Annotated in this window: 26 protein-coding genes and 4 pseudogenes; 11 read left to right on the top strand and 19 right to left on the bottom strand. The window is 35.1% G+C overall.

Going from position 1 to position 25,406, the window contains the following annotated elements:
- Positions 1 to 133 precede the first annotated feature (133 nt).
- Entirely contained in the window at positions 134 to 649 is a 516-nt protein-coding gene (gene luxS / locus AACL31_RS16485; RefSeq protein ID WP_310512798.1) for an S-ribosylhomocysteine lyase, read from the top strand.
- 68 nt (positions 650 to 717) lie between these two features.
- Here the strand turns inward: luxS and AACL31_RS16480 are convergent.
- The 4 genes and pseudogenes from AACL31_RS16480 to AACL31_RS16465 all read right to left on the bottom strand — a co-directional run.
- Positions 718 to 1,976 (bottom strand): annotated as a pseudogene (locus AACL31_RS16480) (CNNM domain-containing protein); the annotation flags it as partial.
- A 144-nt stretch (positions 1,977 to 2,120) separates the two neighbouring features.
- Positions 2,121 to 2,804 (bottom strand): IS6 family transposase, encoded by a 684-nt coding sequence (locus tag AACL31_RS16475; protein ID WP_339053422.1) that lies wholly within the window; start codon positions 2,802 to 2,804, stop codon positions 2,121 to 2,123.
- Between the two features lie 161 nt (positions 2,805 to 2,965).
- Positions 2,966 to 3,250: a hypothetical protein gene (locus tag AACL31_RS16470; protein WP_310513668.1), complete on the bottom strand. Its 285-nt coding sequence runs from the start codon at positions 3,248 to 3,250 to the stop codon at positions 2,966 to 2,968.
- A gap of 15 nt (positions 3,251 to 3,265) precedes the next feature.
- On the bottom strand, positions 3,266 to 3,634 hold the full coding sequence (locus tag AACL31_RS16465; protein WP_339053423.1) for a hypothetical protein: 369 nt from the start codon (positions 3,632 to 3,634) through the stop codon (positions 3,266 to 3,268).
- Positions 3,635 to 3,695: 61 nt separating this feature from the next.
- Between AACL31_RS16465 and AACL31_RS16460 the strand changes: the two genes are divergently transcribed.
- Both AACL31_RS16460 and AACL31_RS21155 read left to right on the top strand, forming a co-directional pair.
- Complete coding sequence (locus AACL31_RS16460) at positions 3,696 to 4,379, top strand: IS6 family transposase (protein WP_339053422.1); 684 nt, start codon at positions 3,696 to 3,698, stop codon at positions 4,377 to 4,379.
- A gap of 35 nt (positions 4,380 to 4,414) precedes the next feature.
- On the top strand, positions 4,415 to 4,621 hold the full coding sequence (locus tag AACL31_RS21155; RefSeq protein WP_409013955.1) for a hypothetical protein: 207 nt from the start codon (positions 4,415 to 4,417) through the stop codon (positions 4,619 to 4,621).
- On the opposite strand, the gene AACL31_RS16455 is transcribed toward AACL31_RS21155, so the two are convergent.
- From AACL31_RS16455 to AACL31_RS16445, 3 genes are all read right to left on the bottom strand, one after another.
- The gene (locus AACL31_RS16455; protein WP_310513496.1) at positions 4,528 to 4,743 is read right to left on the bottom strand and encodes a hypothetical protein; all 216 of its coding nucleotides are present in this window, start codon (positions 4,741 to 4,743) and stop codon (positions 4,528 to 4,530) included. The two genes, AACL31_RS21155 and AACL31_RS16455, sit on opposite strands and share 94 nt — an antisense overlap.
- 50 nt (positions 4,744 to 4,793) lie before the next feature.
- Positions 4,794 to 5,573: a helix-turn-helix domain-containing protein gene (locus AACL31_RS16450; protein ID WP_310512916.1), complete on the bottom strand. Its 780-nt coding sequence runs from the start codon at positions 5,571 to 5,573 to the stop codon at positions 4,794 to 4,796.
- 101 nt (positions 5,574 to 5,674) lie between these two features.
- Complete coding sequence (locus AACL31_RS16445; RefSeq protein WP_052044885.1) at positions 5,675 to 6,160, bottom strand: winged helix-turn-helix domain-containing protein; 486 nt, start codon at positions 6,158 to 6,160, stop codon at positions 5,675 to 5,677.
- A gap of 1,588 nt (positions 6,161 to 7,748) precedes the next feature.
- Here AACL31_RS16445 and AACL31_RS16440 point away from each other — a divergent pair.
- From AACL31_RS16440 to hemB, 3 genes and pseudogenes are all read left to right on the top strand, one after another.
- The gene (locus AACL31_RS16440) at positions 7,749 to 8,894 is read left to right on the top strand and encodes a PLP-dependent aspartate aminotransferase family protein (protein WP_310512915.1); all 1,146 of its coding nucleotides are present in this window, start codon (positions 7,749 to 7,751) and stop codon (positions 8,892 to 8,894) included.
- A 26-nt stretch (positions 8,895 to 8,920) separates the two neighbouring features.
- Positions 8,921 to 10,338, top strand: a pseudogene (locus AACL31_RS21150) (Na+/H+ antiporter NhaC family protein).
- A gap of 142 nt (positions 10,339 to 10,480) precedes the next feature.
- Complete coding sequence (gene hemB, locus AACL31_RS16425; protein ID WP_310510475.1) at positions 10,481 to 11,458, top strand: porphobilinogen synthase; 978 nt, start codon at positions 10,481 to 10,483, stop codon at positions 11,456 to 11,458.
- 30 nt (positions 11,459 to 11,488) lie between these two features.
- Here the strand turns inward: hemB and crcB are convergent, their stop codons facing one another.
- The gene (gene crcB / locus AACL31_RS16420; RefSeq protein ID WP_032115444.1) at positions 11,489 to 11,872 is read right to left on the bottom strand and encodes a fluoride efflux transporter CrcB; all 384 of its coding nucleotides are present in this window, start codon (positions 11,870 to 11,872) and stop codon (positions 11,489 to 11,491) included.
- A gap of 688 nt (positions 11,873 to 12,560) precedes the next feature.
- Here crcB and AACL31_RS16415 point away from each other — a divergent pair.
- Positions 12,561 to 13,271: pseudogene (locus AACL31_RS16415) on the top strand (hydroxylamine reductase); the annotation flags it as partial.
- A 487-nt stretch (positions 13,272 to 13,758) separates the two neighbouring features.
- Here the strand turns inward: AACL31_RS16415 and AACL31_RS16410 are convergent.
- The 9 genes from AACL31_RS16410 to AACL31_RS16370 all read right to left on the bottom strand — a co-directional run bounded on the left by AACL31_RS16410 (position 13,759) and on the right by AACL31_RS16370 (position 20,041).
- Positions 13,759 to 14,037, bottom strand: a complete 279-nt coding sequence (locus tag AACL31_RS16410; RefSeq protein ID WP_339053381.1) for a transcriptional regulator — start codon at positions 14,035 to 14,037, stop codon at positions 13,759 to 13,761.
- A gap of 161 nt (positions 14,038 to 14,198) precedes the next feature.
- Positions 14,199 to 15,488 carry a secretin N-terminal domain-containing protein gene (locus AACL31_RS16405; protein WP_339053420.1) on the bottom strand — a complete coding sequence of 430 codons (1,290 nt, stop codon included), beginning with the start codon at positions 15,486 to 15,488 and terminating at the stop codon, positions 14,199 to 14,201.
- A complete protein-coding gene (locus AACL31_RS16400; protein WP_339053419.1) occupies positions 15,469 to 16,518 on the bottom strand; it encodes a zonular occludens toxin domain-containing protein in 1,050 nt (349 codons plus the stop codon). The genes AACL31_RS16405 and AACL31_RS16400 overlap by 20 nt, the downstream gene beginning before the upstream one ends.
- Positions 16,519 to 16,860, bottom strand: a complete 342-nt coding sequence (locus AACL31_RS16395; RefSeq protein WP_339053418.1) for a DUF5455 family protein — start codon at positions 16,858 to 16,860, stop codon at positions 16,519 to 16,521.
- Positions 16,860 to 17,954: a hypothetical protein gene (locus AACL31_RS16390; protein ID WP_339053417.1), complete on the bottom strand. Its 1,095-nt coding sequence runs from the start codon at positions 17,952 to 17,954 to the stop codon at positions 16,860 to 16,862. Before AACL31_RS16390 ends, AACL31_RS16395 begins: the two co-directional genes overlap by 1 nt.
- Before the next feature lie 41 nt (positions 17,955 to 17,995).
- Positions 17,996 to 18,247 (bottom strand): major coat protein, encoded by a 252-nt coding sequence (locus AACL31_RS16385; RefSeq protein ID WP_310513228.1) that lies wholly within the window; start codon positions 18,245 to 18,247, stop codon positions 17,996 to 17,998.
- A 91-nt stretch (positions 18,248 to 18,338) separates the two neighbouring features.
- On the bottom strand, positions 18,339 to 18,437 hold the full coding sequence (locus AACL31_RS16380; protein WP_310513615.1) for a tail virion protein G7P-2: 99 nt from the start codon (positions 18,435 to 18,437) through the stop codon (positions 18,339 to 18,341).
- Between the two features lie 9 nt (positions 18,438 to 18,446).
- Complete coding sequence (locus AACL31_RS16375; protein WP_339053416.1) at positions 18,447 to 18,737, bottom strand: DNA-binding protein G5P; 291 nt, start codon at positions 18,735 to 18,737, stop codon at positions 18,447 to 18,449.
- A 20-nt stretch (positions 18,738 to 18,757) separates the two neighbouring features.
- The gene (locus tag AACL31_RS16370) at positions 18,758 to 20,041 is read right to left on the bottom strand and encodes a phage/plasmid replication protein, II/X family (protein WP_339053415.1); all 1,284 of its coding nucleotides are present in this window, start codon (positions 20,039 to 20,041) and stop codon (positions 18,758 to 18,760) included.
- A 181-nt stretch (positions 20,042 to 20,222) separates the two neighbouring features.
- Between AACL31_RS16370 and AACL31_RS16365 the strand changes: the two genes are divergently transcribed.
- The 3 genes and pseudogenes from AACL31_RS16365 (at position 20,223) to eno (ending at position 22,144) form a co-directional block, all read left to right on the top strand.
- Entirely contained in the window at positions 20,223 to 20,435 is a 213-nt protein-coding gene (locus AACL31_RS16365) for a hypothetical protein (protein WP_310512965.1), read from the top strand.
- A gap of 131 nt (positions 20,436 to 20,566) precedes the next feature.
- A pseudogene (locus AACL31_RS16360) lies at positions 20,567 to 20,788 on the top strand (glutamine amidotransferase-related protein); the annotation flags it as partial.
- Positions 20,789 to 20,842: 54 nt separating this feature from the next.
- Positions 20,843 to 22,144, top strand: a complete 1,302-nt coding sequence (gene eno / locus AACL31_RS16355) for a phosphopyruvate hydratase (RefSeq protein WP_310513048.1) — start codon at positions 20,843 to 20,845, stop codon at positions 22,142 to 22,144.
- 143 nt (positions 22,145 to 22,287) lie between these two features.
- On the opposite strand, the gene AACL31_RS16350 is transcribed toward eno, so the two are convergent.
- A complete protein-coding gene (locus tag AACL31_RS16350; RefSeq protein ID WP_310513049.1) occupies positions 22,288 to 23,202 on the bottom strand; it encodes a filamentous hemagglutinin N-terminal domain-containing protein in 915 nt (304 codons plus the stop codon).
- Positions 23,203 to 23,512: 310 nt separating this feature from the next.
- Here AACL31_RS16350 and AACL31_RS16345 point away from each other — a divergent pair, with 310 nt between their 5' ends.
- On the top strand, positions 23,513 to 23,878 hold the full coding sequence (locus AACL31_RS16345; RefSeq protein WP_290607810.1) for a ribonuclease G: 366 nt from the start codon (positions 23,513 to 23,515) through the stop codon (positions 23,876 to 23,878).
- Between the two features lie 101 nt (positions 23,879 to 23,979).
- Here AACL31_RS16345 and mltD read toward each other — a convergent pair whose 3' ends face one another.
- A complete protein-coding gene (gene mltD / locus AACL31_RS16340) occupies positions 23,980 to 25,344 on the bottom strand; it encodes a murein transglycosylase D (RefSeq protein ID WP_310513050.1) in 1,365 nt (454 codons plus the stop codon).
- Positions 25,345 to 25,406 lie beyond the last annotated feature (62 nt).

Genomic DNA, 25,406 nt, shown 5'->3' with positions numbered 1-25,406 from the left:
GTGGCCAAAATAAAATCTCTTAGAGAATAGGATGATAACAATTTTCGCGTCTCGCCTTGCTTAAGTAAGACTTGCGATATGAAAGGAAGTTCCATTTATTTTGTAAAAAATTAATTTTTTGGAGATCACAGTAATGCCATTACTTGATAGCTTTATGGTTGATCATACCCAGATGAAAGCACCTGCTGTGCGTATTGCTAAAACGATGAAGACTCCTCATGGTGATGCGATCACGGTATTTGATCTTCGTTTTTGTGTGCCAAACAAACAGCTATTAACGGAGAAAGGCATCCATACATTAGAACATTTATTTGCCTGTTTTATGCGTGATCACCTCAATAGTAGCGATGTAGAGATTATTGATATTTCACCGATGGGCTGTCGTACAGGATTTTATATGAGTCTAATCGGCCAGCCTAATGAACAATCTGTTGCTGATGCCTGGAAAATGGCTATGCAAGATGTACTTAAAGTGACGGCTCAGAATCAAATACCTGAGTTAAATAAATATCAGTGTGGTACTTATGAAATGCACTCTTTAGTTGAAGCTCAGCAAATTGCTCGCAATGTGATTGAAAGTGGCATTGTGGTTAATAAAAATAACGAACTAATGTTATCGAAAGAAAAGTTAACGCAATTATCATCATAAAATAGCCTATAAAAAGCGGCTAAAATGATAGCTAGGATGGTTTTTGTTCTATCGTAAAGGGGCAGGTCAATCGGCATTGCTCTAACTTGTTTAATCACGTTGCCATTGATAGCTAATACTATAAAACGGTACTTACCTATTAAGATTTCAGTATTTAGCATTGGAATGTCACCTAGCTCTTCTAATAACAGACCATTGATAGTCCTGGCGCCGTCAACCGGTAAGTGCCAATCAAAAGCTTTATTGATTTCTCGTATATTAGCAGTACCATCAATTAATACAGAACCATCGGTTTGTGGTAAAGCTTCCTCGGCTAAACTGGGAGACATTGAGGTAGTAAAATCTCCAACAATCTCTTCAAGAATATCTTCTACTGTTACCAGCCCTTGAATATCACCATATTCATCAACAATAATACCTACTTTTTCATTATTACGTTGAAATTTTATTAGCTGTGTATTTAATGGCGTACTCTCTGGAATAAAATAAATTTTATCCGCAGCTCTGATTAGATTTTGCTTGTTAAATTCTTTCTTTTCGACCATTAGTCGATAGGCTTCACGAACACGTAGCATGCCGATAATATCATCAAGGGTATCTCGGTAAAGAACAATTCGACCGTGTGGTGAATGAGTTAGTTGGCGGATAATCGATTTCCATTCAGTATTAACGTCAATCCCAACGATTTCATTGCGAGGAACCATAATGTCGCCTACAGTGACTTTTTCTAAATCTAAGATTGAGATCAACATATCCTGATTACGACGAGAAAGTTTACTTTTGGATTCATTAACAATCGTACGCAATTCATCTTTGCTAATCGCATCGCTACTAATAATGGGTGATTTAATACCAAAGAAACGCATGAACATAAGGGTGATGGTGTTAAATAACCAAACAATGGGTAACATCAATTTCTGTAGCGGTTTAAGCAGAAGACTGCTAGGAAAAGCCACTTTTTCTGGATAGAGTGCCGCCATTGTCTTTGGTAGCACTTCAGCAAAAACTAGGATCACAAAAGTTAAGATACCAGTAGCGATGGCAACACCAACATCACCATAAAGCCTCATACCAACAATAGTTGCTAACGATGAGGCCAATATATTAATCAGATTATTACCAATCAAAATAAGACTGATTAGGCGATCTGGTTGTTTTAATAGTTATTCAACGCGACGAGCAGCTTGATGGCCATGTTTGGCTAAATATGGCGTAATCGATATCGATTAAGGGTCATCATTCCTGTTTCTGAGGCAGAAAAATAGGCTGATAAGATAACCATGACAATAAGTATGATGATTAAAGTACTTGTTGAGACCTGCTCCAAGGTAAAATTCCTATGTTGTTCATTAGTTAATCATAAAATAGTCTAAAAAATTAAATGACGATTACATGCTGTAGTAATCGATTACCAAAAAAGGTTCTGTCGCATTAATGTTGAAAGTTTAATTTGTGGTAGTTAGAAGAATTGTTAGGCGACTAAGGTGTAAAAAGCATCGACTGGACAGAGAATTAGGCCATTGATCGGGATTTGTTGTTTATGGCGCATATGCAATATTTCTATTCCTTCCAGTAAAACTTTTGCCGTTCGGTACGTCTTAAAACCAAGCATAGCTCGATAGCGTTTTTTAATGAAACGGTGATCTTGCTCTACCATGTTATTTTTATAACGGCACTGTCTTATTTTTATCCCCAGTTCACACTGATTAAGTGACATCAATGCCGCCAGATTAGCACCACTTTTATCAATATTCACCCCCATAGGGTAGGTATTTTGATGGATAGCTTTCCTCAAAAAGCGTAATGCAGATTTTTTATTTCGCTTTTGACTGAGAACAAAATCTATCGTTTCATCGCTAGCCTCAACGGCACGATAAAGATAATGCCATTTCCCTTTTATCCTGATATAGGTTTCATCCAGATACCAGGTGCCGCCATAGATTTTTCGTTTCTTTCTGGCAACCCTGGCGAGTTTTGGCGTTAGTCGTAAAACCCAGCGATGAATGGTGGAGTGATCAACAAAAATACCTCTTTCCTGCATCATCTCCTCAAGGTTGCGCAAGCTTAAGGAATACGCCAGATACCAACGTAGACACACTAAAATGACATCGACGGGATAATGGAGACGTTTAAAGCTTTGTTTAACAATACACATGGAAGCTACTCATATCTGAAAACAATATTCAAATATTCATTTTATCAGGCTGACATTTTTAATGCGACAGAACCCTTTTTTTTCTATATCAATAATCCATACCGATAGTTCTATATGCCTTTTAGTGATATCTAACTGTTCTACAATCTTTCGTAAATAATTTACTTGTTTTTATTACCTTTTATTAATAAGCTATTATTACCAGGATTAGATATAATAGAAACCGCACCTTTATTTAACGATAAATCTTCTGTTAGTGATGAATTATTATTCTGATTAGCTAAATCATCTTGATTTTTTTTTAGCGTATGCGTTTTTAATTTTGCAATATTATTACTTGAAGCATCCATCAATTTATTTATTATTGATGCCATTCCTGGAATAATAATATCATTAAGCCTATATTGATAATGACGATCCTCTACAAATGTATTATATAATGGCACAATTGCTATTTTTTCTTAGCCATCAAAGCTTGTAGTCACTTCATCTAAAAACTGAGCAGTATTTATTATCATCTCAATATAGAGTGGCGGCCCAGATATATAAAATAAACGATTGTTACTACCTGAGCGCAATGGGTAACGTTCATCATACAGACCTGAATCTTTTAAAAAATTTTTTATCTCAGAAACTGTCGTATTGTGTAAAGTAATAACAGTATCACGCATTTCAATTGCATCACAAATATATATTACTTGACTATTATCGTACCACATCAAATTAAGTTGCTGAGTAATGTCTTTTAAAGTATACAGTGGATATTTAAGATCAAATATAGAACTATCGGTATGGATTATTGATATAGAAAAAAAAGGGTTCTGTCGCATTAAAAATGTCAGCCTGATAAAATGAATATTTGAATATTGTTTTCAGATATGAGTAGCTTCCATGTGTATTGTTAAACAAAGCTTTAAACGTCTCCATTATCCCGTCGATGTCATTTTAGTGTGTCTACGTTGGTATCTGGCGTATTCCTTAAGCTTGCGCAACCTTGAGGAGATGATGCAGGAAAGAGGTATTTTTGTTGATCACTCCACCATTCATCGCTGGGTTTTACGACTAACGCCAAAACTCGCCAGGGTTGCCAGAAAGAAACGAAAAATCTATGGCGGCACCTGGTATCTGGATGAAACCTATATCAGGATAAAAGGGAAATGGCATTATCTTTATCGTGCCGTTGAGGCTAGCGATGAAACGATAGATTTTGTTCTCAGTCAAAAGCGAAATAAAAAATCTGCATTACGCTTTTTGAGGAAAGCTATCCATCAAAATACCTACCCTATGGGGGTGAATATTGATAAAAGTGGTGCTAATCTGGCGGCATTGATGTCACTTAATCAGTGTGAACTGGGGATAAAAATAAGACAGTGCCGTTATAAAAATAACATGGTAGAGCAAGATCACCGTTTCATTAAAAAACGCTATCGAGCTATGCTTGGTTTTAAGACGTACCGAACGGCAAAAGTTTTACTGGAAGGAATAGAAATATTGCATATGCGCCATAAACAACAAATCCCGATCAATGGCCTAATTCTCTGTCCAGTCGATGCTTTTTACACCTTAGTCGCCTAACAATTCTTCTAACTACCACAAATTAAACTTTCAACATTAATGCGACAGAACCAGAAAAAATACCATTACTGGGAGATATTCCTTATTTAGGTAATATATTTCGCTATACTACTGAAAAAAAGGATAGTTTGGTGAGAGTATTTCTTATTCAACCTAAAGAGATTACTAATCCTTTAGGTTTGAGTGCAGAAAATATTGCTAAAAAAGTATCGCCAGTTATTTTCTTTTTTACAGCAAGCTGACTAACTACGATTGGTTTATTAATAACCGAAGATAAGGCATCAAAAACACCACGTATAGTTTCATTTTTAGCAATATAACCTGATTCGATATTTTGCTCTGATACAGCTTTAGAACTGGACAATAATATAAAATTTAAAACCACTAAAAAAATTAATATACTGCTATCTTTTCTTAATCAGTAATTTCTTCATCGGTGACACTAGATCCTTTCCTTTGATAGTATCTTTTTAACCGGCTCGGACTTATCCCCAAAAAACTCTTCACTTCATCAGAAAAATGAGACAAATTGGAATAACCATATTTAAAAGCTATTTGTGTAATATTATGATTTTTATCGTTTAAATCTAATAACGCATTAACTAATCGCCATTTTTTTAACTCAGTTTTAGGAGAATTACCTAATGCATTTCCTGCTAATTTTCTAAAGTAAGAAACAGATAATCCATATTTTACACTCATTTTCTGTAATTTTTGGTTTCCTTCTAACATCGATTCTTCAAGCAGAAAACTGACAATACGATATTCTTCATTTTGGCGTAATAAAGAAGAAAACCTTTCTGCTTTTTTTTCTTTATTAATTTGTTGACTCAAAAACCAATATTCAAGATTTTTTTGTTTTTTATAAGTATCAAAATTAAAATTAATAAAAGCAGAAAGGTAATTATTCTTAAAATTATGGATTTGATTATTTGCTTTATCAATAAAAGCCTGCATTTTAGCTAAATGTAAGATATTTTCTTTTTTTAACCTGATTTCACCCGATAGAACATCTATTTTAGAAGGTAAAATCATCATGATCCCACTCTCTCCAATATCGAAACAGCAAATTTCTTGATTTCCTTTTGAACTAATACGAAGTTCTGTTTTACTTACTGCCGTAACATAATAAAGAACTGGATTTTCTAATAAAATTTCGTCATATTTTATCCACATAGATTCACTCTGCCGCAAAACTTGCTCCTTAACATGAAACCAGCTTCTAGCAAAAAACACGTTCCCATTAAACCTTAAAATAACCCAAAGATCACAACCAAATTATGACGAAATCATGACTATTTACATTTAATGTTCAATGTTAAACGCTGAAAACTATCCTTTATTGTATTTGAAGAACAAATACCCTCTTTGAATACAGGTAATATTCTGCCAATACTTTGCATATAAAGCCCACTTTGCCGCTTATCATGGTTAGGAATTTCGTATAAATAATCATTCTTTGCATTTAAATCAATAAGTTTTACATCACTATTAAAACAATATCCTCTACCATAAATGGTTATAATCAAATTTTCCTGTTTAAACAATTTTCTCAATGAATATATGCAACGAACAACTGATTCATCTTTTACTTCGCCACCTTGCCAAACATAAGCAACGATATCATCTTTCTTTATAATCTTTTTACTATTAGCCACTAGACAACTTAATGCCCTTAATTCTTTAGGTGGTACTGCAATAATTTCTCCATTTTTCATCAGCATTTCATTGCAATGCAATCGATAATCTAAAAATTGAAAAACTAAATCTTGATGTTTCATAATAAGCATCCTCTTCTACAACTTTATTTAATAGTCTAATTAATAGCCATCCTTGAAAAGGGTATCCATAATAAAATTGCTCTACACTATCCGTTATTCTACAAATTTTTTATTATTTACATTAAATAAAATGATTGAAGGTTAAACAACTCTTACCACTAATATGAATAAATTTAAATTTTTTAATTCCATTACTTAACTCCGCTAATGAAAACAAGCATCAGTATGATTTTTAAATAATAAAATATATAGGAAGTATAATAATATATTATAATAGTTATCTATTACAAGAAAAGATTAAAGTCATATTACCTCAATTATGCAATTTGTTTTTATCGATCCGTTTACGCATTATTGATAGCCTAAAACTATCAAAAAATAAACATAGACAATGTGTTTTTAATTTAACAATAACATTTAATGCTTAAAATTGTCTAAAATGAAACATTTTATTATCTAATAATAAATATTTTTTAAACTTTCACAATAAAACATTCTTTTTTGATATTTTATTTGATAATAAATTTATTTTGTTATTTCTAAATATTTTATCAAATAAAATCTACTGTTATAAATTTATTATTACTTACACTCAACATTAATTTATTGACTAATAAAATAGTTTATTAAATATTTTTAATGATATCCCAATCTATTTATGTTTGTTTTTTAAACAAAAGTAGATATAAGATACTTTTTCCCCTTTCAATACAAAATTATACCAATAAATATATATGATATGTACTGCAGGCTTTTGTTTACAACTAATTAATTCATCATCTTTTAATACTCCAATTTTTCTTATTATTCATTTTTTTGCTGTATAAAAATAAACTTAAATTTTAATAACTAATATTTCGTTCACTCTATAAAAGTTAGCTATTCTTTACCGCTTCAACTAGCTACTAAATAGCCACTTTCCTCTTATTGTAAGTGATAATTTTATTTTTAAGCTATTTTTTAATTTTCTATAAGCACTAATTAATGATAGTAATTATCTTTATAAGCTATCATTGATAGATTTTAACACTAAAATAAAATCAAAATATGACTCTTCCATCTTACATGATAAATGGAAATTTATTTTATATTGTGAATAAAAATTTTATACAATAAAATTTAACTTACATTATGATTATGTAAACAAAAATATAACAATATTTTATTTTTGTTTGGAAATGCTTAGTTGATTTTTATATAAAAACATTAATATCAAGACGTAATGAAAATAAAAGAATAGATTATTTTTAAAAATAATTCATAAGAATATTATGAAGTCTATATTTTCTTTTAAATTGTAATATTTCTTATTTACCAATCTGCTATTATAAATACCACATTTTTAGTAATTTAATATTATAAAAACAAAATATATATTATATTAACGAGAAATAAATAAAATATTTGTTATTTTATAAAATACGCTATTACTCCTTAGCATATTGGTGTAGGATAAATATAATAGTACAAATATATCAAATAGACCCTTCGGTTAACACGAATCTATTGTAATTCTATCCATTTATACAACTATACTTATTGTCATATAATGAATTAACACTGATTAGAAAAAAATATAAGGATTATAATGGCAAAATTTTCAACTATTTTAATTCATGGTGGAAACCAGCTTGATAAAGCTAATAATGCGCTTTTCCCCACTATCACCACAGCAAGTAGTTTTATTCAACAAAATATTGATGTAAATGGTGAATTTAGCTACTCAAGAATTAAAAATCCAATTCGCTATGCATACGAAACGTTACTTGCCGATATTGAAAAGGGTACTTATGCTACCGCAACCGCATCGGGTGTCGCTGCAACATTACTAGTATTAAATTTACTACCACAAAACTCTCATATTATTGCCATGCAAGGGGTCTATGGCGGTACTTACCGTATATTTGAAAAGTTAATCAAAGAAACAAGTGGTCATCAAGTTGATTATATTGATCTCAATAATCTCCAACTAGTCAAACAGCATTTACGCAATAATACCCGTCTGATTTGGATAGAAAGCCCTACTAATCCGCTATTAGAACTTGTTGATATCAGTAAAATTTGTCAGTTGGCAAAAGAAAATAACATCATAACCTGTGTCGATAATACTTTTGCTACTGCCTGGAATCAAAAACCCCTTGAATTAGGCGCTGATATTGTCATGTTGTCTACCAGTAAATACATAGGCGGACACTCAGACTTAATCGGTGGCGCCGTTATCACTAATCAATCTACAATAGCCGATAAAATTGATGTTATTAAAACAACCATCGGTGCTATTGCTTCACCTTTTGATGCTTATCTTGCATTAAGGGGATTAAAAACTTTAGATCTTCGCATGACAAGACAATGCGCTAATGCACTGACAATTGCCAAGTTTTTAAATAATCATCGTAATATCACAAAAGTATACTATCCAGGGCTATCAGATAATCCCCAGTATCATATTTGTCAGACACAAATGAAAACTGGTGGCGCTGTTGTTACCATTAACATTAATGGCAATCGAGATAACGTAAAAAATATTATCAGCAAATTGCAATATTTTGTTCTGGCCGAGTCATTAGGTGGTGTTGAAAGCATGGTAAATCATTCAGCAACCATGTCCCATGCCGCTATGACTGAAGATGAAAGAGTAAAAATGGGCATTTACGATACAACATTACGTCTATCCGTAGGGATAGAAGATATTGACGATCTACTTAACGATTTAAAGCAAGCACTTAATTTTTAATACTCAGCTAGAGACAGGGTATCGCAATGAATGACTACGGAATTTGGACAGTAATTACGCCGCTTATCACTATTATACTCGCGATAATAACACGCCAAGTGATACTTATCATTATTGATAGGTATTTTAGTTGGTTATACCGTTATTAACGATCACAATATTTTGTTAGGCATTCAAGCAACACTAACAGGAATTATTGCTACTTTTGCCTCCCCCGGCAATACACAAACTATTATTTTTATTTTGTTAATTGGCGGAATTATGCGGTTAATTAGCGTCACCGGCGGTGTTAGAAGTTTAGTATATTTACTAACTAATAAAACGCGTTTAATAAAAAATAAAAAAGCAATTCAACTGCTAGCCATGTTTATTTCAATAATCATTTTTATTGAGAGTTCTATTAATCAATTAGTCGCTGGTGCTTCCACTAAAAATATTGCTAGATATTATGGTGTTTCCGCAGAAAAAATGGCCTATATTATTCAAACCTCTGGTGTCTCTGTATGTTCTTCTGTCATGATCAATGGTTGGGGAGCAGCCATGATGGGGGTTATTGGCGTACAAATCTCTAAAGGTTTTATTTCTGGCGAACCATTCGAAATTCTTGCTACCGCTATGCCATATAATATTATGGCTTGGTTATCACTAGCTTCAGTACTATTTTATATCCTCACCGATTATTCATGGGGGCCGATGAAAATAGCTGAACAAAAAGCGATTGCCAATCAACATCGATCTCATCAGCCATCTTCCATCTTCCATTACTGATGAGGAAGTCATTGATCATCCAGCAACCAACACTGTATTGAACTTTTTTATTCCTATTCTGGCAACGGTTTTAATGGTACCTATCGCTCTATATATCACCGGTAATGGCGAGTTCACTAAAGGCAGTGGCTCAATCTCAGTTTACTGGGCAGTTATGTTTGGTACTTTAGTCTCGTTTATCTGGTTTTTAGCCCACCGCATTTTGACGATCGAAAGTTTCTTTAAGGAAATTTATATCGGTTACGCCAGCATGATCAAAATTAGCTCAGTGATGATTTTAGCTTTTTTAATGGGCAATGTTTCTGCCGATCTTAATACTGGTGCTTATATTGCACAAATTTCTTCAGGCGTGTTGCCGGCAGGGTTTTCGATAGCTTTCATTTTCTTAATCAGCGCTATCATGTCATTAGCAACCGGCACTTCATGGGGAACTTTTGCTATTATGATCCCAATTGGCGTGCAATTAGCGCTTTCCGTTAATATGCCTACCGAATTAATGATCGGAGCAGCAATTACCGGCTCGATTTTTGGTGATATGACTTCGCCAATTTCTAGCGACGCCATCGTTGCTTCAATGGCGACTGATTGTGAACATATCAGAACCCAGATGCCTTATGCTATTGTTACCGCAATAATCGTATTGATTATTTATCTCTATTTAGGATTCAGCCAATAAGACAAAATGGCATGCATAGAGAAACAGCGCTATCAATAAAGATGTAAGATGAATTAATAGCATTTATAATACGCTGCAAATATTATTATGAAAAAAATTATACTATTAATTATAATTTATGTAGCAATAGCAAGGAGAAGGTGTGCAATATCAACAGCCTATTCGTCGTTTAAGGCGATTACGTCAAACAGAAACAGTTCGCGCTTTATTTAAAGAAACAATTTTAACGCTAAATGATCTTATATTGCCCATTTTCGTGGAAGAAGAAATTAAAGATTATCAGCCTATTGCAACTATGCCTGGGGTTTTTCGTATCCCGGAACACAAATTACCTTATGAAATCGAACGGATCGCTAAAGCCGGGCTCAAGTCAGTGATGTTATTTGGTATTTCCCATCATCTTGACGAAACAGGTAGCGATAGCTGGCAAGAGAATGGTTTAGTTGCCCGTATGTCAAAAGCCTGCAAGGATAGCGTACCCGATATGCTAGTCATGTCAGATACTTGTTTTTGTGAATACACCTCTCACGGCCACTGTGGTGTTTTAGGTAGCAATGGCGTTGATAATGACGCAACATTACTCAACCTCGGCCGACAAGCAGTCACTGCGGCAAATGCTGGTGCTGATTTTATTGCGCCCTCTGCCGCAATGGACGGGCAAGTCAGGGCAATTCGTGAGGCGCTGGATAAAGCAGGTTTTACTAACACCGGTATTATGTCCTATTCAACCAAATTTGCATCTAACCTTTATGGCCCTTTTCGCGAAGCGGCAGGCTCTTGCTTAATTGGTGATCGCAAAAGTTATCAAATGGATCCAATGAATCGTCATGAAGCAATTAGAGAATCATTGATAGATGAGCAAGAAGGCGCTGACGTTTTAATGATAAAACCTGCTGGTGCTTATCTCGATATTATTCGTGATATTCGTGAGCGAACTGAACTGCCATTAGCAGCTTACCAGGTCAGCGGTGAATATGCCCAAATTAAATTTGCTGCTCAAGCAGGCGCGATTAATGAAATCGATGTTGCGCTAGAAACATTAGGTGCCATCAAACGTGCCGGTGCTAATCTGATTTTGAGCTATTTTGCGTTAGATTTAGCAGAAAAAGAGTGTCTTTAAGTAATTTAGGTTGACAAAAATTGTCAGATGCTAGCGATTCTGAATTAATTGATAAATCACTATACCAAGGTAAGTTACCAATAAGGTACTAACCACATGAATTAAGATTTCCAAAAATCCATGATAGTAGCGCTGTTGCTGAAAGGAGAGCATAACTTCCAATGAAAAGGTAGAAAAAGTTGATAAACCACCACAAAAACCGGTCATTACCATCAATCGCCACTCAGGTGATAGGGTATAATGGTTAGCAAAATAAGCAAAAGCAAGACCTAATATAAAACTAGCAATAACATTTGACAGATAAGTTCCTAATGGTAAAAGTGCAATTAATGGATTTAATTTGGTTGACAAAAGCCAACGTGAGATACCACCAAGCGCAGAGCCTATTGAGATCGCCAAAAAGATTTTAATCATAAATTATTTCATCCAATAGAACACATCATCAGCAATATTTTGTGCCATTTTTTCTATAGTAGCAATCGCCTTGATATAACAAATAATTAATAGTAAATAATACAATAATAATTTGTTAGCATTCCCAGTAGCTGGAAATTATGCCACCCTACCGCCAAAATTCACGTCTTTGATCGCATTAATCATGATAAGTTAAAATGACTTAAAGTGTATACCTCAATATCGTTTTCTCTTTTCATTTGCCACCATAACTTTTGCGTTTCCCGTTGGCAACAGTGGTCAATTAGCGCTTAAGCATAAAACTTAATGATTAAAAGTAGAGGCATTAATTAAAGCGTAAAAATACCATTATGGTTGCATTAATACCCATCGATGAAAATGAAAGTATAGTGATAAACAGATAGATATTTTACTTAATAGTGGTGTAATGATAGATGCCTAGCCGTCACTACCCTAGATATTAACGCTGTCGCTAACTTAACTAATATTAGAAGCGTGATGTTCAATGATAATAAAAAGCAAAATTGTTGGTTGTTTATACCATTATTACTGTTAGATGCATTCCCTTTAACGCCAAAACTGTACTAAATCAATTTCCTATCAAGTTGTTTTAAAAATATATTTTCAACTGCTTAAGCTCAAGTATAGTATAAACATGTATATAAAATGCAAATTTAATGGAGTTAACATGTTTTGGGTGCAATGTGAGCAAACAATATGTAGTCCAGCTGGCAATGGCTGTATTTATACTCGTGGTGTATGTGGTAAAACAGCTGAAACATCTGATTTACAAGATCTATTGATCGCTGCGCTACAGGGTCTATCGGCATGGACAGTTAAAGCTTATCAAAACGGTATCATTGATCATCAAGTCAACCACTTTTCACCGCGTATCCTTTTTTCTACTTTAACTAATGTAAATTTTGACTCTTCGCGTATGATTGCCTATACACGTGAAGCAATAGCCAAACGTGAGGCACTGAAAATCCAATGCTTAGCTAAAGATCCAACGATTATTATAAATCATCCAATGGCCGAACTGCAGTTATTCAGTGACGATCCTAGCGAGTTACAGTATCAAGCAGCAGAGTACGCGCTAAATAAAGATAAAGCGGTGATTGGTGAAAATATTCTTGGTTTACGTCTGCTTTGTCTGTACGGTTCGAAAGGTGCAGCGGCTTATATGGAGCATGCCAGAGTTCTCGGTCAATACAATAACGATATTTACTACCAATAACATAAAATTATGGCATGGTTAGGTAGCCTGCCATCTGATATGGATGCCTTATTGCAATGTGCAATGGAAATTGGTCAGATGAATTTTAAGGTAATGGGCATTTTAGATGACAGTGCAACTGACACTTATGGCCACCCAATACCCACTCAAATTAACGTAAAACCCATTATGCGAACCTTAATGGCATTTTACCGAAGCTTATCTACAAATAATAATTTTATTGATTTTTTGTAAAATTAAACAACAAACAAAAGCAAATAAAAAATCAATCATCGCTAAACGATTCGCTTGTCTTCGACCCTCAAACTGCTGAGTCGCTTTATTTATCGTAAAAAGATGGCTTGGCAGGAACGCTAACGCGGGGGTTCCTTGCTACCCGATAAGTCCCCCCTGGCTTCGGCGGTTTTCCATTCGGTTATCTTTGTGATTGCAATCTGCCGCCTTACATGTCCTGACGGACATTTTAAAGCATAAAAAAACCCGCCATAAAGTAGCGGGTTTCCCTGATATCTGGTGTGATGCGACTCAAAATCAGAAGTGGCGGTATTTACGATTAATTTTAGAAGTTATGACCTAATACCAAATCGATATTATCTCATCGAATAAAATACCCTAGGTGCGTTTAACGCACCTAGACTAATCCGCTTTTTTATGTCTTACAAATGCGTTGCTGGCAATCATACAAAGCAAATAACACTAAACGAACATGAAATACCGTTAATAATCCAGTTAATGACGCTGGCTCAAATTTCATTCTCGCTTCTGTTATCGTCTGTCTCACCACTTTATAAGCCACTGAACGCAGTACGGAGATTTCTTTTTGCGGAATGCCAAAAGCAAACAACAATGCCGTTTCAAACTGCACTGGCGTTAATTCAGGAAAAAGATTGCGTAACTCTGGATATTGAGTAGGATCGAACACAGTCATATAGACCTCCAACGTAGGTTTATGTGATAGCTGTATAGTCAGATCGGAAGTCTGACTATACAGCGCTAAAAAACAACTTAACGCTTAACAAACAACATGTAACAACTGACTCCAACCATACCCCATCAGGCTGCGCCTGCTAGGGTATGGCCTTCCGTCAGTTAAACAACATTCAGTACCCGTGCTCTAATCAGAATATACATCACCGTATTATCCTTCGTATCTGACCGAGCATCGAACAACCAACCTATCAACGGAATGGCAGAAATAAAAGGAACCGAAGAGGTGGAGTTGACCGCATTATGCTGGATTAATCCCCCAATCAACAACGTATCGCCATTTTTCAACTGAACCGTCGTATCAATTGAGCGTTGATTAAAAACAATATCCGTTGCATTAGAAATATTTGAAACACTGTCCGCTTTGGATTTCACCGTTAACATGACACTGTCACCATTCAACACTACCGGTGTTACATCAAGCGAAATCCCTACATCACGTCGCTCAATGGTCTGAAAAGGATTTTTAACATCAACACCCTGACCAATAATTTTACCCGTCACAATCGGCACATTCTGACCGGATGAAATCAATCCGCGTTTACCGGATAAAGTCAAAATACGCGGCACAGATAATAACTTACTGTGCTTATCACCCTGAACCGCCGTTAATGCCAAACCTAAAACATTGCCTGAAAAAATGCCAAATGACCCACCGCTACTGGACAAAATATCGCCCAGCGTAGCCGTATTTACGCCCCCTGCCACCGTTGACCCTGATTTTTTCCCTACGCCAAAAGAAAAATCAAAATTACTGCCGTCAGTGGTTTCAAACATGATACTCTCAATTAACACTTGCGTTCGTTGTATATCAATAGATGGCAAAAAAGATTGTATCTGCTTATGATTCTCTGGCGTTGTCGTCACAACCAAACTATTATTGCCCTCATCAATCGCCACCTGTCCGCCTGAATAAGGTGAGGATTTCAGAAAGATATCAATAACAGAAAAAATATCTTTAACCAGAACATGATGAAACGAATAGATTTGCGTTTTTTGCGTGAAAAAATGACCCCGTTGTGGCGTAGGATAATCTGGCAAATAATTCAGACTTGACCCTTCCGGAAATGGATTCTCTAACGCCTTATCCAAAGGTGAAATGCCATAATTGCCTTGATGACTTTTGGCAATAATCACCGGATTACCGGGACTGACCTCATAACCTCTAGACGCCATCACCGACACAAAGAAAGCGGGTAAATTTTCAGGTGAAATATCGGAATTATAAACGGTAATTTTTTCATTAAAATCATTAGGCACAATCACCCCTTTACCCGTTTTTCTGGAATACCAATCCACAAATTCAAATATTGGCACATTGGTCATGGCAATTTTTTCAGCAAACGTATTTAATGAAAATAGCAGGATAAAACTAATAAGACACCAGCGCATTTTTTCCCCTCCCGTATATTCTCATTTTACAGGCACTCATCACTTCAATATTGTAACCTTGTTGAATAAGTTCACCGGATTCAATCATTTCATTATCCATTAAAAATAAAATCCGCGTTTCATCACCTAATAATTTAAATGATTTTATTTTTAATTTATTTATTTCTAATTGGTTAACGACCTGTGTTTCTAATATTTCTTTTTGAGGATAATGAATAAAAAAATAACCTATAGAAATACCCAATAAACACCCTGAAATTAATAATCTTAATTTTGAAAAACGTTTTAAATAAATACGTGTTAATCGCATAATTTTACTTAACGTTAAGGGTTGTTGATAACGCCCATAAATAGAATAAGGCGATAAAAGACAATAAACGCCCTTATTATAAAAAGAAGAAAACTGTTGTTTAGTATCATAAGCATCATATAAATCCGTACCACGATATATCCAACGTTCAACAACAGGCGATTGAATATTATCGCCATATTTAACTATCCCTAAATGAATTTTTGGCGCGGATATTTTGGCACCAAAAATAATACTCAATAATGACCCAATCAATGGAATGGCAAAGCGGTCAAGCCGTCGGCAATAAACCACATGCTCGGCTAACGCTTCTCTGGCCTGTTTATCGACTAATGAAATATTTTGCACTAAAAAAATAATATCCCAGCCTAATTTACGGGCATGTAAAAACCAGTCTAAAACAGGCTGACGGCTTTTATCATTCCAGCTGCGGGTATTTAACCAAGTGCCACATTCATCAAGCACTAATAACCCATTTAATTTTTCATCATACGTTTTATTACCACGACCAATGGCATTTAAATCAAATAACGTCGGTTTATCGGGTAAACGATAAATCATTATTTTCTTCGCCATTTTACCCACAGCGGGCATATTATGCGGTTTTAAATCGATATTTGTCGCCACCGGACAACCCTTTATTAATTTATCCTGAATCTTCGCCACGGAAATTAATGATTTTCCAGAGCCTAATGCCCCTGTGACAAAATAAACCGCCATTTATAAAATCCTGTGGGCATAATTTAAAAGCCTTTCTTTTAAATCAAATAAAAAAACCACAATTCGGGTTGACATAATCGCAATAATATAAGCATGAAAATTATCGGGTAAAATCGATGTCATTAAATGGGAAAAATCAGTCGGTAAATACGTCACTGCAATTTCAATAAAATAACCATACGCGGTTATCATTGTGGTCATAATAAGCGAAACTAAAGCCGTAACAATTAATCCCGTTCTCGTGATTAATTTAGTAAATAACACCGTGATATAACTTAATACCAAAGGAACAAAACCCGTTAAATAACGTAATACCGCTGCAAGTCCTAATAATACGGGCATTAATCACCTCCCTTGCGTAACAACGAAGTTAACGAAGTGAAAACATACCAAAACGTCAATGCTGCCATTGCCCACGAAAGCAATGATTTTATTGCGGTTAACTTATCGCACCCAATTCTGATTTCATAAACGTCGTCTGCAAAAAGAATAAAATCAGAACACCCCTGACCATTAGGAAAAATAGACACATGACTAAAAATTGAACGCCAAAAAGATCCCTCTTTAACCTCTAACGGACTGGCAATCTTAACCACTGTATCAAATACCGATTCTCCTTGACCATATAAAGTCGTATCAGGATCAGCAAAATTACCTGCCCCTCTTAATAAATTATCAAACGACCCAGAAATACTTTTTAATGATTCATCGGTTTTTTTAGTCGCCTCTGAAGTATCCTTACCACTATCATATTCTTCAATTAACGATTTTTTTAACGCCGTTTCTACCGCAGAAGCAATATCATCCTCGTCATCTAAACCATTCCCACCCAAACCACCGCCGATACTACCGCTTCCTTCATTCCCGCCGGAACCGCCACCTGGACTACTACCGCCTTCATGCCCACCAGAACCCTCACCCGGATTACCTCCATGACTGCCAAAGCCATTACCCGCATCTTCTTCAACAACTTTACCTGTCGGTTTCCAATCCGCTGCAACCGTATCACCAATTGGTACAATCGTGCCGGTTGCAATATACTGACAACCCTCAATATTGACATAATAATCACGACCGATTTTATAAGTATTAGAATAAGTCTTTGCTTCTATCGGTTTTGCTAAACAATCCTTTTCATCATTCTTACCCCAATAAACCGTAATACCCCATTTAACATACACAAGCTCTTTACTCGCAGAAGGCACTTTACAACTCTTATCTAACTCATATTTAGTTTGATACCCTTGATTTACAAAAGAATCTTTAACAATCTCATAAAAATCTAAAGCCGCATCTTTCGCTTCCGCACATGGCCTGACAGCACTTTCTTTTTCAGGATCCCAAATAACTTCTAACTCATGATAAGATGTTTCCCACTCAGCATGAGCAAAAAAGGAAATTGAAAATAATAAAAAAATATAAAGCCAGTTGTTCATAAATAACCCCTAAAAGTGGGGGCATTACCCCCATCAGGTTATCAAACCGCTTTTGAAGAAAATTTCTTAAATAAACGAATTGCCAGCCCTGCGCCAACAACCGCAACCACAACAGGCCAAACTTTACCAATTAAGGTATTCGCTTGAGTAAGCAATGAATCCATCGCCTGACCCGCATAATCAGGCACTGTACCTGTAGCGCCATCCGCTAAGGCCATTCCTGAAAAAAGGAAAAGTGATACCGCTAAATATTTATTTAAAATAAATTCCTTTACGTTAGATAAAAATTTCATACTGAAACCTCCGCTAATTTTTTAAAGACCAAAATGGAGTAAGAGAACCCCCAACCAATAGCAAAAGCCGAGAATAAATAAACGATTTCCATTACCTCTGTCCTCCTGCTATAAATCCAAGACCGAAACATAAGACAATTCCAATCTCGAAAATCAGGTTATATACTTCCGGTAACCCTACTGTTGCCATAGCGATTACCTATTCTGCTAAATCAAGGAACATTTCAACGTTATACCCAAGTGTCATTTGCCCTGTTTTTTTATAAGGATATCTAAAGGAACGCTCATAACCTGAAATACGACAAACCAGTTCATTGATTTCTGAGTCAATCACACCCACACGTCGTTTAGAACGAATTTTGACTATAGGCGGTTTAGAATAAGGGTCAGGCGCAGGTAAAATAACAGTGTAAACGTGTCCATCATCAGAAGTACTGACACGGGTCACTTTTCCACTAATCACCGTTTGATATAAGGGCAATGCAGCCATAATGGTTCACCTTTCTTGATTTAAGCATTTGCAACTTGTTTAAATGGATAAATAGTATTTTGACGTTCAAAAACACTCACTGGCTCGACATACCAGTCAGGACGTTGTTGAAAAAAATCGATATGGATAACTTTATAAAAAGGAATGACGTTAGATTTATCGCCCGTGAGATTTTGTAATTGTGATTTACTGATACCAACATCAGTTAATAAAGTTAAGTAACGCCAAAACGTCACTCGACTCATGGAATTAAGGACATTGTAAAATCCTTCATTGACTAAACGGCGATAAAAACCGAATATCCGTTGGGCTTTGGCATAGGAAATGTTGCCTTTTGGCGTGGTAGAATAATAATGAGATTTTAATCGTTCAAAAATATGTTCATCATCATAAATATTCATTTCCATTCCCCTCAATGCCGTCAGCAAATCATCAAAACTTTTCATCCACAGATCGTAAATTAAATTAGCCCCACCACGTTCATATTGTTGTTGATAAAGACAAAGCGCCGAAAAATTAACCGGAATCGAGTTATCTTTTAAAAAACGTTTTTTTAATCGCCCTTCTAATCTCAACAGGTTATTGGCAAAATCAATCAGGCGTTTATCATTTAAAATGGCATACTGATTAAGCAACACGTCATCATTAGGATTAGCCCGCAATTTTCTTTGTATTTCACCCAAACGTTTTGCCAGTTCAAGCGCTTTATAATAAATGCACAGTTCCCTGAGTTTAGAACCACGATTAAAATAAACGGTTGATTCATGATCATTGGATTTTGTCGCTTTGGTTTGTCCATGACTGATATTTTTGAAATAAGCGATCACCTGTTTACAAATACTTTCCGTCGGTAATCTCACTGATAACGTTGTATGAAGCTCAGAAACTTCGGTATTCGTTACATCTAACAAATTAAAAAGATGTGGCATGGAAGCCGCTAAATTAGTGATTAACTCCAAACCACATAATGCAATATTGGTTGAACCAAATACGTTATGCCCCTGTAAGCGCTTGGCAGGTGAAGCCTTAAGATTGACTCGCGGGAAAATCAAATGAGTTCCCTGATAAATCTTCATGCCCAAACTGGCAAAATGCGTTGGTAACGATTCAAAAGGATGCGCTAATCCCTGAACAGATAAATCCCCTTTTATTTCAAATTCCACATCACGAGCAGACAAGCGAATACCACTTAATTTAGCAATCTGTATAAAATCGATAGATCCTCCTCCATGCTCCCTATCACGAGATGTTCTAGTTACATACTCGTCTTTGAATGGAATTTGGAGTTCAAGAAGATCAATCACAAATAAAATCCTATTCTATTTTCTATTTAATCTTGTATTTTTGAATACAAAAATCCATGAATTCTTTTTCATATTAAAAATAGCTGAAAAAATTCATGTATGCAAGAATTCTTATAAAGAATAAGAAAAAGATACTAGGATGCAATGCATACAACGCATACAAGAAACAAGGAATACAACTATGAAAGAAAAAGAAGACACTACTTCTGCAAGAATAAAAATATCCAGAAAAATGAAATTAGAACAAATAGCAATAGAAGTTGGCTATATCACAAAAAAACCCTATAAATGGACGGACATACTAAGTCATTTAATAGATCACTATGCAAATGATGCAAAACAAGACATAGTTCATCATGTGATAAACAAAGAAGAAAAAAAACAATCGAAATAACCATTACTGTCGACATCAAAACTAAACAAAAAAATGAAAAAACCTGCCAAAATTCAGAAATCAAAAATGTTTAATAATAGTTAAATTAAAGTAAAAATGCTTCAATTTGAAACAAGAGTACATAATTTAAGCTTTTGGCGCGTATTGAAGAAGCGGGTTTACGTATTTCAGGACGCTCAGCGGACAATAAGCTGGTGGAAATTATCGAGGATCCTAACCATCCTTGGTTTGTCGCTTGTCAGTTTCATCCTGAATTTACTTCGACACCAAGGGATGGCCATCCGTTATTTGCTGGTTTTATTAAAGCCGCAAAGGAATATCAGCAAGGCCAGCTGAAAAGAGATATGGGCTAATGGTATTAATTTGTTACCATTGGCTGAAATTTAACTTGTACTGAGGAAAATTTAATGTCCAAAATCGTTAAAGTCATCGGGCGTGAAATCATCGACTCCCGTGGTAATCCGACTGTTGAAGCAGAGGTTCATTTAGAAGGCGGATTTGTTGGTTTAGCAGCGGCACCATCTGGTGCATCGACTGGTTCACGAGAAGCATTAGAGCTACGTGATGGTGATAAAGATCGCTTTTTAGGTAAAGGTGTTTTGAAGGCAGTTGCAGCAGTAAATGGCCCAATTGCTGATGCATTGATCGACCAAGATGCCAAAAATCAGGCTAATATCGATAAAATCATGATCGAATTAGACGGTACAGAAAATAAATCTAAATTCGGTGCTAATGCGATTTTGGCTGTTTCACTGGCTAATGCAAAAGCGGCTGCGGCAGCGAAAGGTATGCCTTTATATGAGCATATTGCTGAATTGAATGGCACGCCGGGTAAATTCTCTATGCCTTTACCAATGATGAATATTATCAATGGTGGCGAACATGCGGATAACAATGTTGATATTCAAGAGTTTATGATCCAGCCAGTGGGCACAAAAAGCTTGAAAGAAGCAGTTCGGATGGGATCAGAGGTTTTTCACCACTTGGCAAAAGTGTTAAAAGCCAAAGGGATGAATACAGCGGTCGGCGATGAAGGTGGCTATGCACCAAATTTAGAATCTAATGCCGCAGCTTTAGCCGCAATTAAAGACGCCGTTGAAGCAGCAGGCTATGAGTTAGGTAAAGATATTACTTTAGCAATGGATTGTGCCGCCTCAGAATTTTACAACCAGGAAACGGGTAATTATGAGCTGAAAGGTGAAGGTAAAACTTTTACTTCACAAGAATTTACCCACTATCTAGAAGAATTAACCAAACAATATCCTATCGTTTCAATTGAAGATGGTCTTAATGAGTCAGATTGGGATGGTTTCGCTTACCAGACTAAAGTGTTAGGAGACAAAATTCAGTTAGTTGGTGATGATTTATTCGTTACTAATACCAAGATTTTGCAAGAAGGCATTGAAAAAGGAATTGCTAATTCTATTTTAATTAAATTCAATCAGATTGGTAGCTTAACCGAAACTTTAGCAGCAATTAAGATGGCAAAAGATGCCGGCTACACTGCGGTTATCTCACATCGTTCAGGTGAAACTGAAGACGCTACAATTGCAGATTTGGCAGTAGGAACAGCAGCGGGCCAGATCAAAACAGGTTCAATGAGCCGTTCTGATCGAGTTGCTAAATATAATCAATTAATCCGTATTGAAGAAGTGTTAGGTGAAAAAGCGCCTTTTAATGGTCTAAAAGAAGTTAAAGGCCAGGCTTAAATTTACTGTTATTGATTAATCATATATTAAAGGCGAGAGACTTATTGTTATCTCGCCTTTTTTATTAATAGTCCTTGGATTTCTTTTATGCTTTTATTGTGGCTTAATAAGGCAACTGTTTATTAATATTATCAATTTATCGATCATGGTTGCCGGCCAAGAATTAGCGATCCTGAATTTTCAAATAGACTATCACCGCGTAGGGAAAAATTTTGTGCGATCAGCGAGCCGTTTAATTGGATATTATTATTTTTGCATGAATAACTATTACTACATTGATAAGGGTGGCTTTCCAAAATAATATTTTGCCCTTTGACAGTAGTCTGCTGGCTAAGTTTAAGCTGACTATAGTGTAAATAAGTTAGATTAGTATCCGGTTTGATTAGGTGCTTAAGTTTAATGTTAGCTTGGCGCAGGCTATAAGATATTGCGCCAGTTGCGGCAAGGTAGTGTTGTTGTGCAGCTTCCAGGGTTATATTATTGTTGATGATAATGTTATCGGCAAAAAGATTAACTTTAGCAATATTAATTTTAGCCTCAATATTCGCCAGATTGTTGATGGACAAGGAATTTTCTCTATCATCAGTTAAATTAATGCTGCTACCTATTGTGGTAATGAATTTTAGACTTTTCAGCTGTTGTAACGTTTTTTTCGCTGGGATTTCCAGTTTACCTGCGATAAGCGACAGACTTTTGACATTATCTGTTTTACCATTTTTCCAACTGATCCCATTAGGATTGGCAATAATCAAATCTGCAATAGTTCCTTTAATGCCGATGGTGCCTTGTAGATTAGAGTGCTTATCGCTAGTAATTTCTGCGATAATAATCTTAGCCGCTGTATTGTCTAGTATTGGATTTGATTGGATATCATTATTAAAGCTAATGCCACTTTGAGTGAAAGGAAGTTCAGAAAATGTATTGTATGAAATGCCATTTTCTAGTGGTTTTGCAATATCAACAGTAGAAGTATTGGCATAAATAAATTTATTAGCAGTAATTAAAGTAAACAATAGAATTTTTAAACCTAATTTGAATAAAATTGAGCAATAGTCCATTATTGTTCCTTTTAGTATTAATATAATTTATGATGAAAAATTTATGTCGGATTCATTATATATTAAATAGTAGATTTTTATTTCACCAATAATCTTATTTAAAGTTGCTTTAGATAATGAATATTAAATTATTTTTAATTATAAATATTATTTTATAAATTGGTATTTTTATTCTTTTTAAGTTAATTAAATAATTATTTATTTTTTATTTATAATAAAATATTAAATGCAATAAAAAAGAAAATTTGATTTGATAATAAAATAGACTATATTTCAGTTGCTTTTTACTTGTTATTTTTAGGAGAAAATTATGGAAAATCAGGTCCAAACAAAAACAATACCGGAAGGTGTTAAGCAGTGGAATTGGGGCGCTTTTATGTTTAGTATTTTTTGGGGATTTGGCAATCGAACTTACTGGCCGTTGCTGTGTATTATTCCATTATTTAATTTTATTTGGATGTTTGTATGTGGTATTAAAGGGAATGAGTGGGCATGGCGTAATGGTAATTATAGTGATGTAAAAACCTTTAAACTTGTACAAGATACCTGGAATAGAGCTGGATTGGCTGCATTTATTATTAGTTTGATTTTTATTATTCTCTATTTTTTATTTTTTTCAGTATTTGCTATTTTTTATTTTACCAGTCCAGACTACGGACAAGTTCAAGTGGGATAAATTATTATCTCAATACCTAATGATAAAAAGAAATAATCGTCAATTTTTATTAATGCGCAAAAATAACCCTTCGCGCGAAGGGCTATTTTGGCATAATATTATTAGAGGTGAATAGTCAGCGTTATGCCCGGTTTTAAATCTGCTATTCTAACGCTAGAGTTCCAATTCATCAGATCTTTAAGATCGATGCCGTGGCGTTTAGCAATACTGTAATAGGAATCACCTTGACGGACTTTGTAGGTCTTGATATTTACTTTACCTTTCTTGCCTGATGAAGTGCTATTTTTAGCAATCATAGTTGGTGCACGATAACTATTTTTACCGCTAATTTTTAATGTTTGCCCGATCCGCAAGTTGGCTGTTTTCATGCCATTGAGTGACTTAAGCTTATCGGTTGTGGTATTAAAACGTTTGGCAATAATCGATAAGGAGTCACCGCGTTTAACTTTGTAATTAGTGATAGCACGCTGTCTAGCTAATATCTGTTTATTATTGTTGGCAACAGCAAGGCGAATACTATTTAATACGTCTTGATCAGAAAGCGCATCCTTAAGCAGATCAGCTTTGTCTGTTGGTAGCATAATAGTATAGGGACCGGCTGGAGGTGTTATATTATGTTTTAAATTTGGATTATAGGCTTTAAGAGCGGTTAATGGCAGTCCAGAAAGTCTAGCTGCTTGAGGTAAGGTAATTTGTTCGCCTATATTAACCTGGGTAAGTGCATTATTTTTATTGGTTGTTGGTAATTGCAATGCATATTGTTCGCTATTGCGTAATATATTACTGAGAGCCAAAATTTTTGGTACATAATTCATTGTTTCTTTGGGGAGTGATAACGACCAATAATTAGTAGGTAATCCCAGCTCTTCATTTTTCTTGATGGCATTAAGCACACAACCTTCGCCACAATTATAAGCAGCAAGTGTTAGAGGCCAATCGCCGTCGAATAGGTTATTTAATCGTTCAAGTAAATTTAGTGCTGCACTAGTCGAGGCAGCGACATCTCTGCGTTCATCAACCCATTTATTTTGTTTTAATCCATATGACTGACCAGTCAATGGAATAATCTGCCATAAACCTGTAGCCTGAGCCTGTGAGGTCGCATGGGGATTAAAAGCACTTTCAACGATAGGAACCAGGGCAAGCTCCATTGGCAGGTGGCGTTGATCAATTTTTTCAACAATCCAGTACATGTAAGGCTCTGCGCGTAATGTCACATTCCGCAAATAGCTTTCTTTGGCCAAATAAGATTTGATTTGATTTCTGATCCTGGCATTATCAGGAATATCCATTTTCAGCTCATTACTAATATAACCCCACAAATCATTTTCTATTAAATAGGTTGATTCCCAAGTGGTAGTTTCAATATCTTGATTGGCTGAAGACGGATCTGGTGTTTGCTCATTGGGTGTCATTTGACAACCAACAAGCAGAACAGAGGCGAATAGTATCGCTTTTGTCTTCATTAATGTAACCTATCCTAGGTTGTTATTTATTCAATTGTTTAATAAAGAGGGAATGATACTGA

This window comes from Arsenophonus endosymbiont of Crataerina pallida, from assembly GCF_964020125.1.
GTDB lineage: Bacteria > Pseudomonadota > Gammaproteobacteria > Enterobacterales > Enterobacteriaceae > Arsenophonus > Arsenophonus nilaparvatae.
Note: the sequence above shows the minus strand (reverse complement) of the source record. Positions and strands in the feature narration are given on the sequence as shown.

What these genes read in the sequence shown, in the direction of transcription:
- luxS (WP_310512798.1), top strand. Translation starts at nt 134, where the DNA reads ATGCCATTACTTGATAGCTTTATGGTTGATCATACCCAGATGAAAGCA.
- AACL31_RS16475 (WP_339053422.1), bottom strand. Translation starts at nt 2,804, where the DNA reads ATGTGTATTGTTAAACAAAGCTTTAAACGTCTCCATTATCCCGTCGAT.
- AACL31_RS16465 (WP_339053423.1), bottom strand. Translation starts at nt 3,634, where the DNA reads ATGCGACAGAACCCTTTTTTTTCTATATCAATAATCCATACCGATAGT.
- AACL31_RS16460 (WP_339053422.1), top strand. Translation starts at nt 3,696, where the DNA reads ATGTGTATTGTTAAACAAAGCTTTAAACGTCTCCATTATCCCGTCGAT.
- AACL31_RS16445 (WP_052044885.1), bottom strand. Translation starts at nt 6,160, where the DNA reads ATGAAACATCAAGATTTAGTTTTTCAATTTTTAGATTATCGATTGCAT.
- AACL31_RS16440 (WP_310512915.1), top strand. Translation starts at nt 7,749, where the DNA reads ATGGCAAAATTTTCAACTATTTTAATTCATGGTGGAAACCAGCTTGAT.
- crcB (WP_032115444.1), bottom strand. Translation starts at nt 11,872, where the DNA reads ATGATTAAAATCTTTTTGGCGATCTCAATAGGCTCTGCGCTTGGTGGT.
- AACL31_RS16410 (WP_339053381.1), bottom strand. Translation starts at nt 14,037, where the DNA reads ATGACTGTGTTCGATCCTACTCAATATCCAGAGTTACGCAATCTTTTT.
- AACL31_RS16405 (WP_339053420.1), bottom strand. Translation starts at nt 15,488, where the DNA reads ATGCGCTGGTGTCTTATTAGTTTTATCCTGCTATTTTCATTAAATACG.
- AACL31_RS16400 (WP_339053419.1), bottom strand. Translation starts at nt 16,518, where the DNA reads ATGGCGGTTTATTTTGTCACAGGGGCATTAGGCTCTGGAAAATCATTA.
- AACL31_RS16395 (WP_339053418.1), bottom strand. Translation starts at nt 16,860, where the DNA reads ATGCCCGTATTATTAGGACTTGCAGCGGTATTACGTTATTTAACGGGT.
- AACL31_RS16390 (WP_339053417.1), bottom strand. Translation starts at nt 17,954, where the DNA reads ATGAACAACTGGCTTTATATTTTTTTATTATTTTCAATTTCCTTTTTT.
- AACL31_RS16385 (WP_310513228.1), bottom strand. Translation starts at nt 18,247, where the DNA reads ATGAAATTTTTATCTAACGTAAAGGAATTTATTTTAAATAAATATTTA.
- AACL31_RS16380 (WP_310513615.1), bottom strand. Translation starts at nt 18,437, where the DNA reads ATGGCAACAGTAGGGTTACCGGAAGTATATAACCTGATTTTCGAGATT.
- AACL31_RS16375 (WP_339053416.1), bottom strand. Translation starts at nt 18,737, where the DNA reads ATGGCTGCATTGCCCTTATATCAAACGGTGATTAGTGGAAAAGTGACC.
- AACL31_RS16365 (WP_310512965.1), top strand. Translation starts at nt 20,223, where the DNA reads ATGAAAGAAAAAGAAGACACTACTTCTGCAAGAATAAAAATATCCAGA.
- eno (WP_310513048.1), top strand. Translation starts at nt 20,843, where the DNA reads ATGTCCAAAATCGTTAAAGTCATCGGGCGTGAAATCATCGACTCCCGT.
- AACL31_RS16350 (WP_310513049.1), bottom strand. Translation starts at nt 23,202, where the DNA reads ATGGACTATTGCTCAATTTTATTCAAATTAGGTTTAAAAATTCTATTG.
- AACL31_RS16345 (WP_290607810.1), top strand. Translation starts at nt 23,513, where the DNA reads ATGGAAAATCAGGTCCAAACAAAAACAATACCGGAAGGTGTTAAGCAG.
- mltD (WP_310513050.1), bottom strand. Translation starts at nt 25,344, where the DNA reads ATGAAGACAAAAGCGATACTATTCGCCTCTGTTCTGCTTGTTGGTTGT.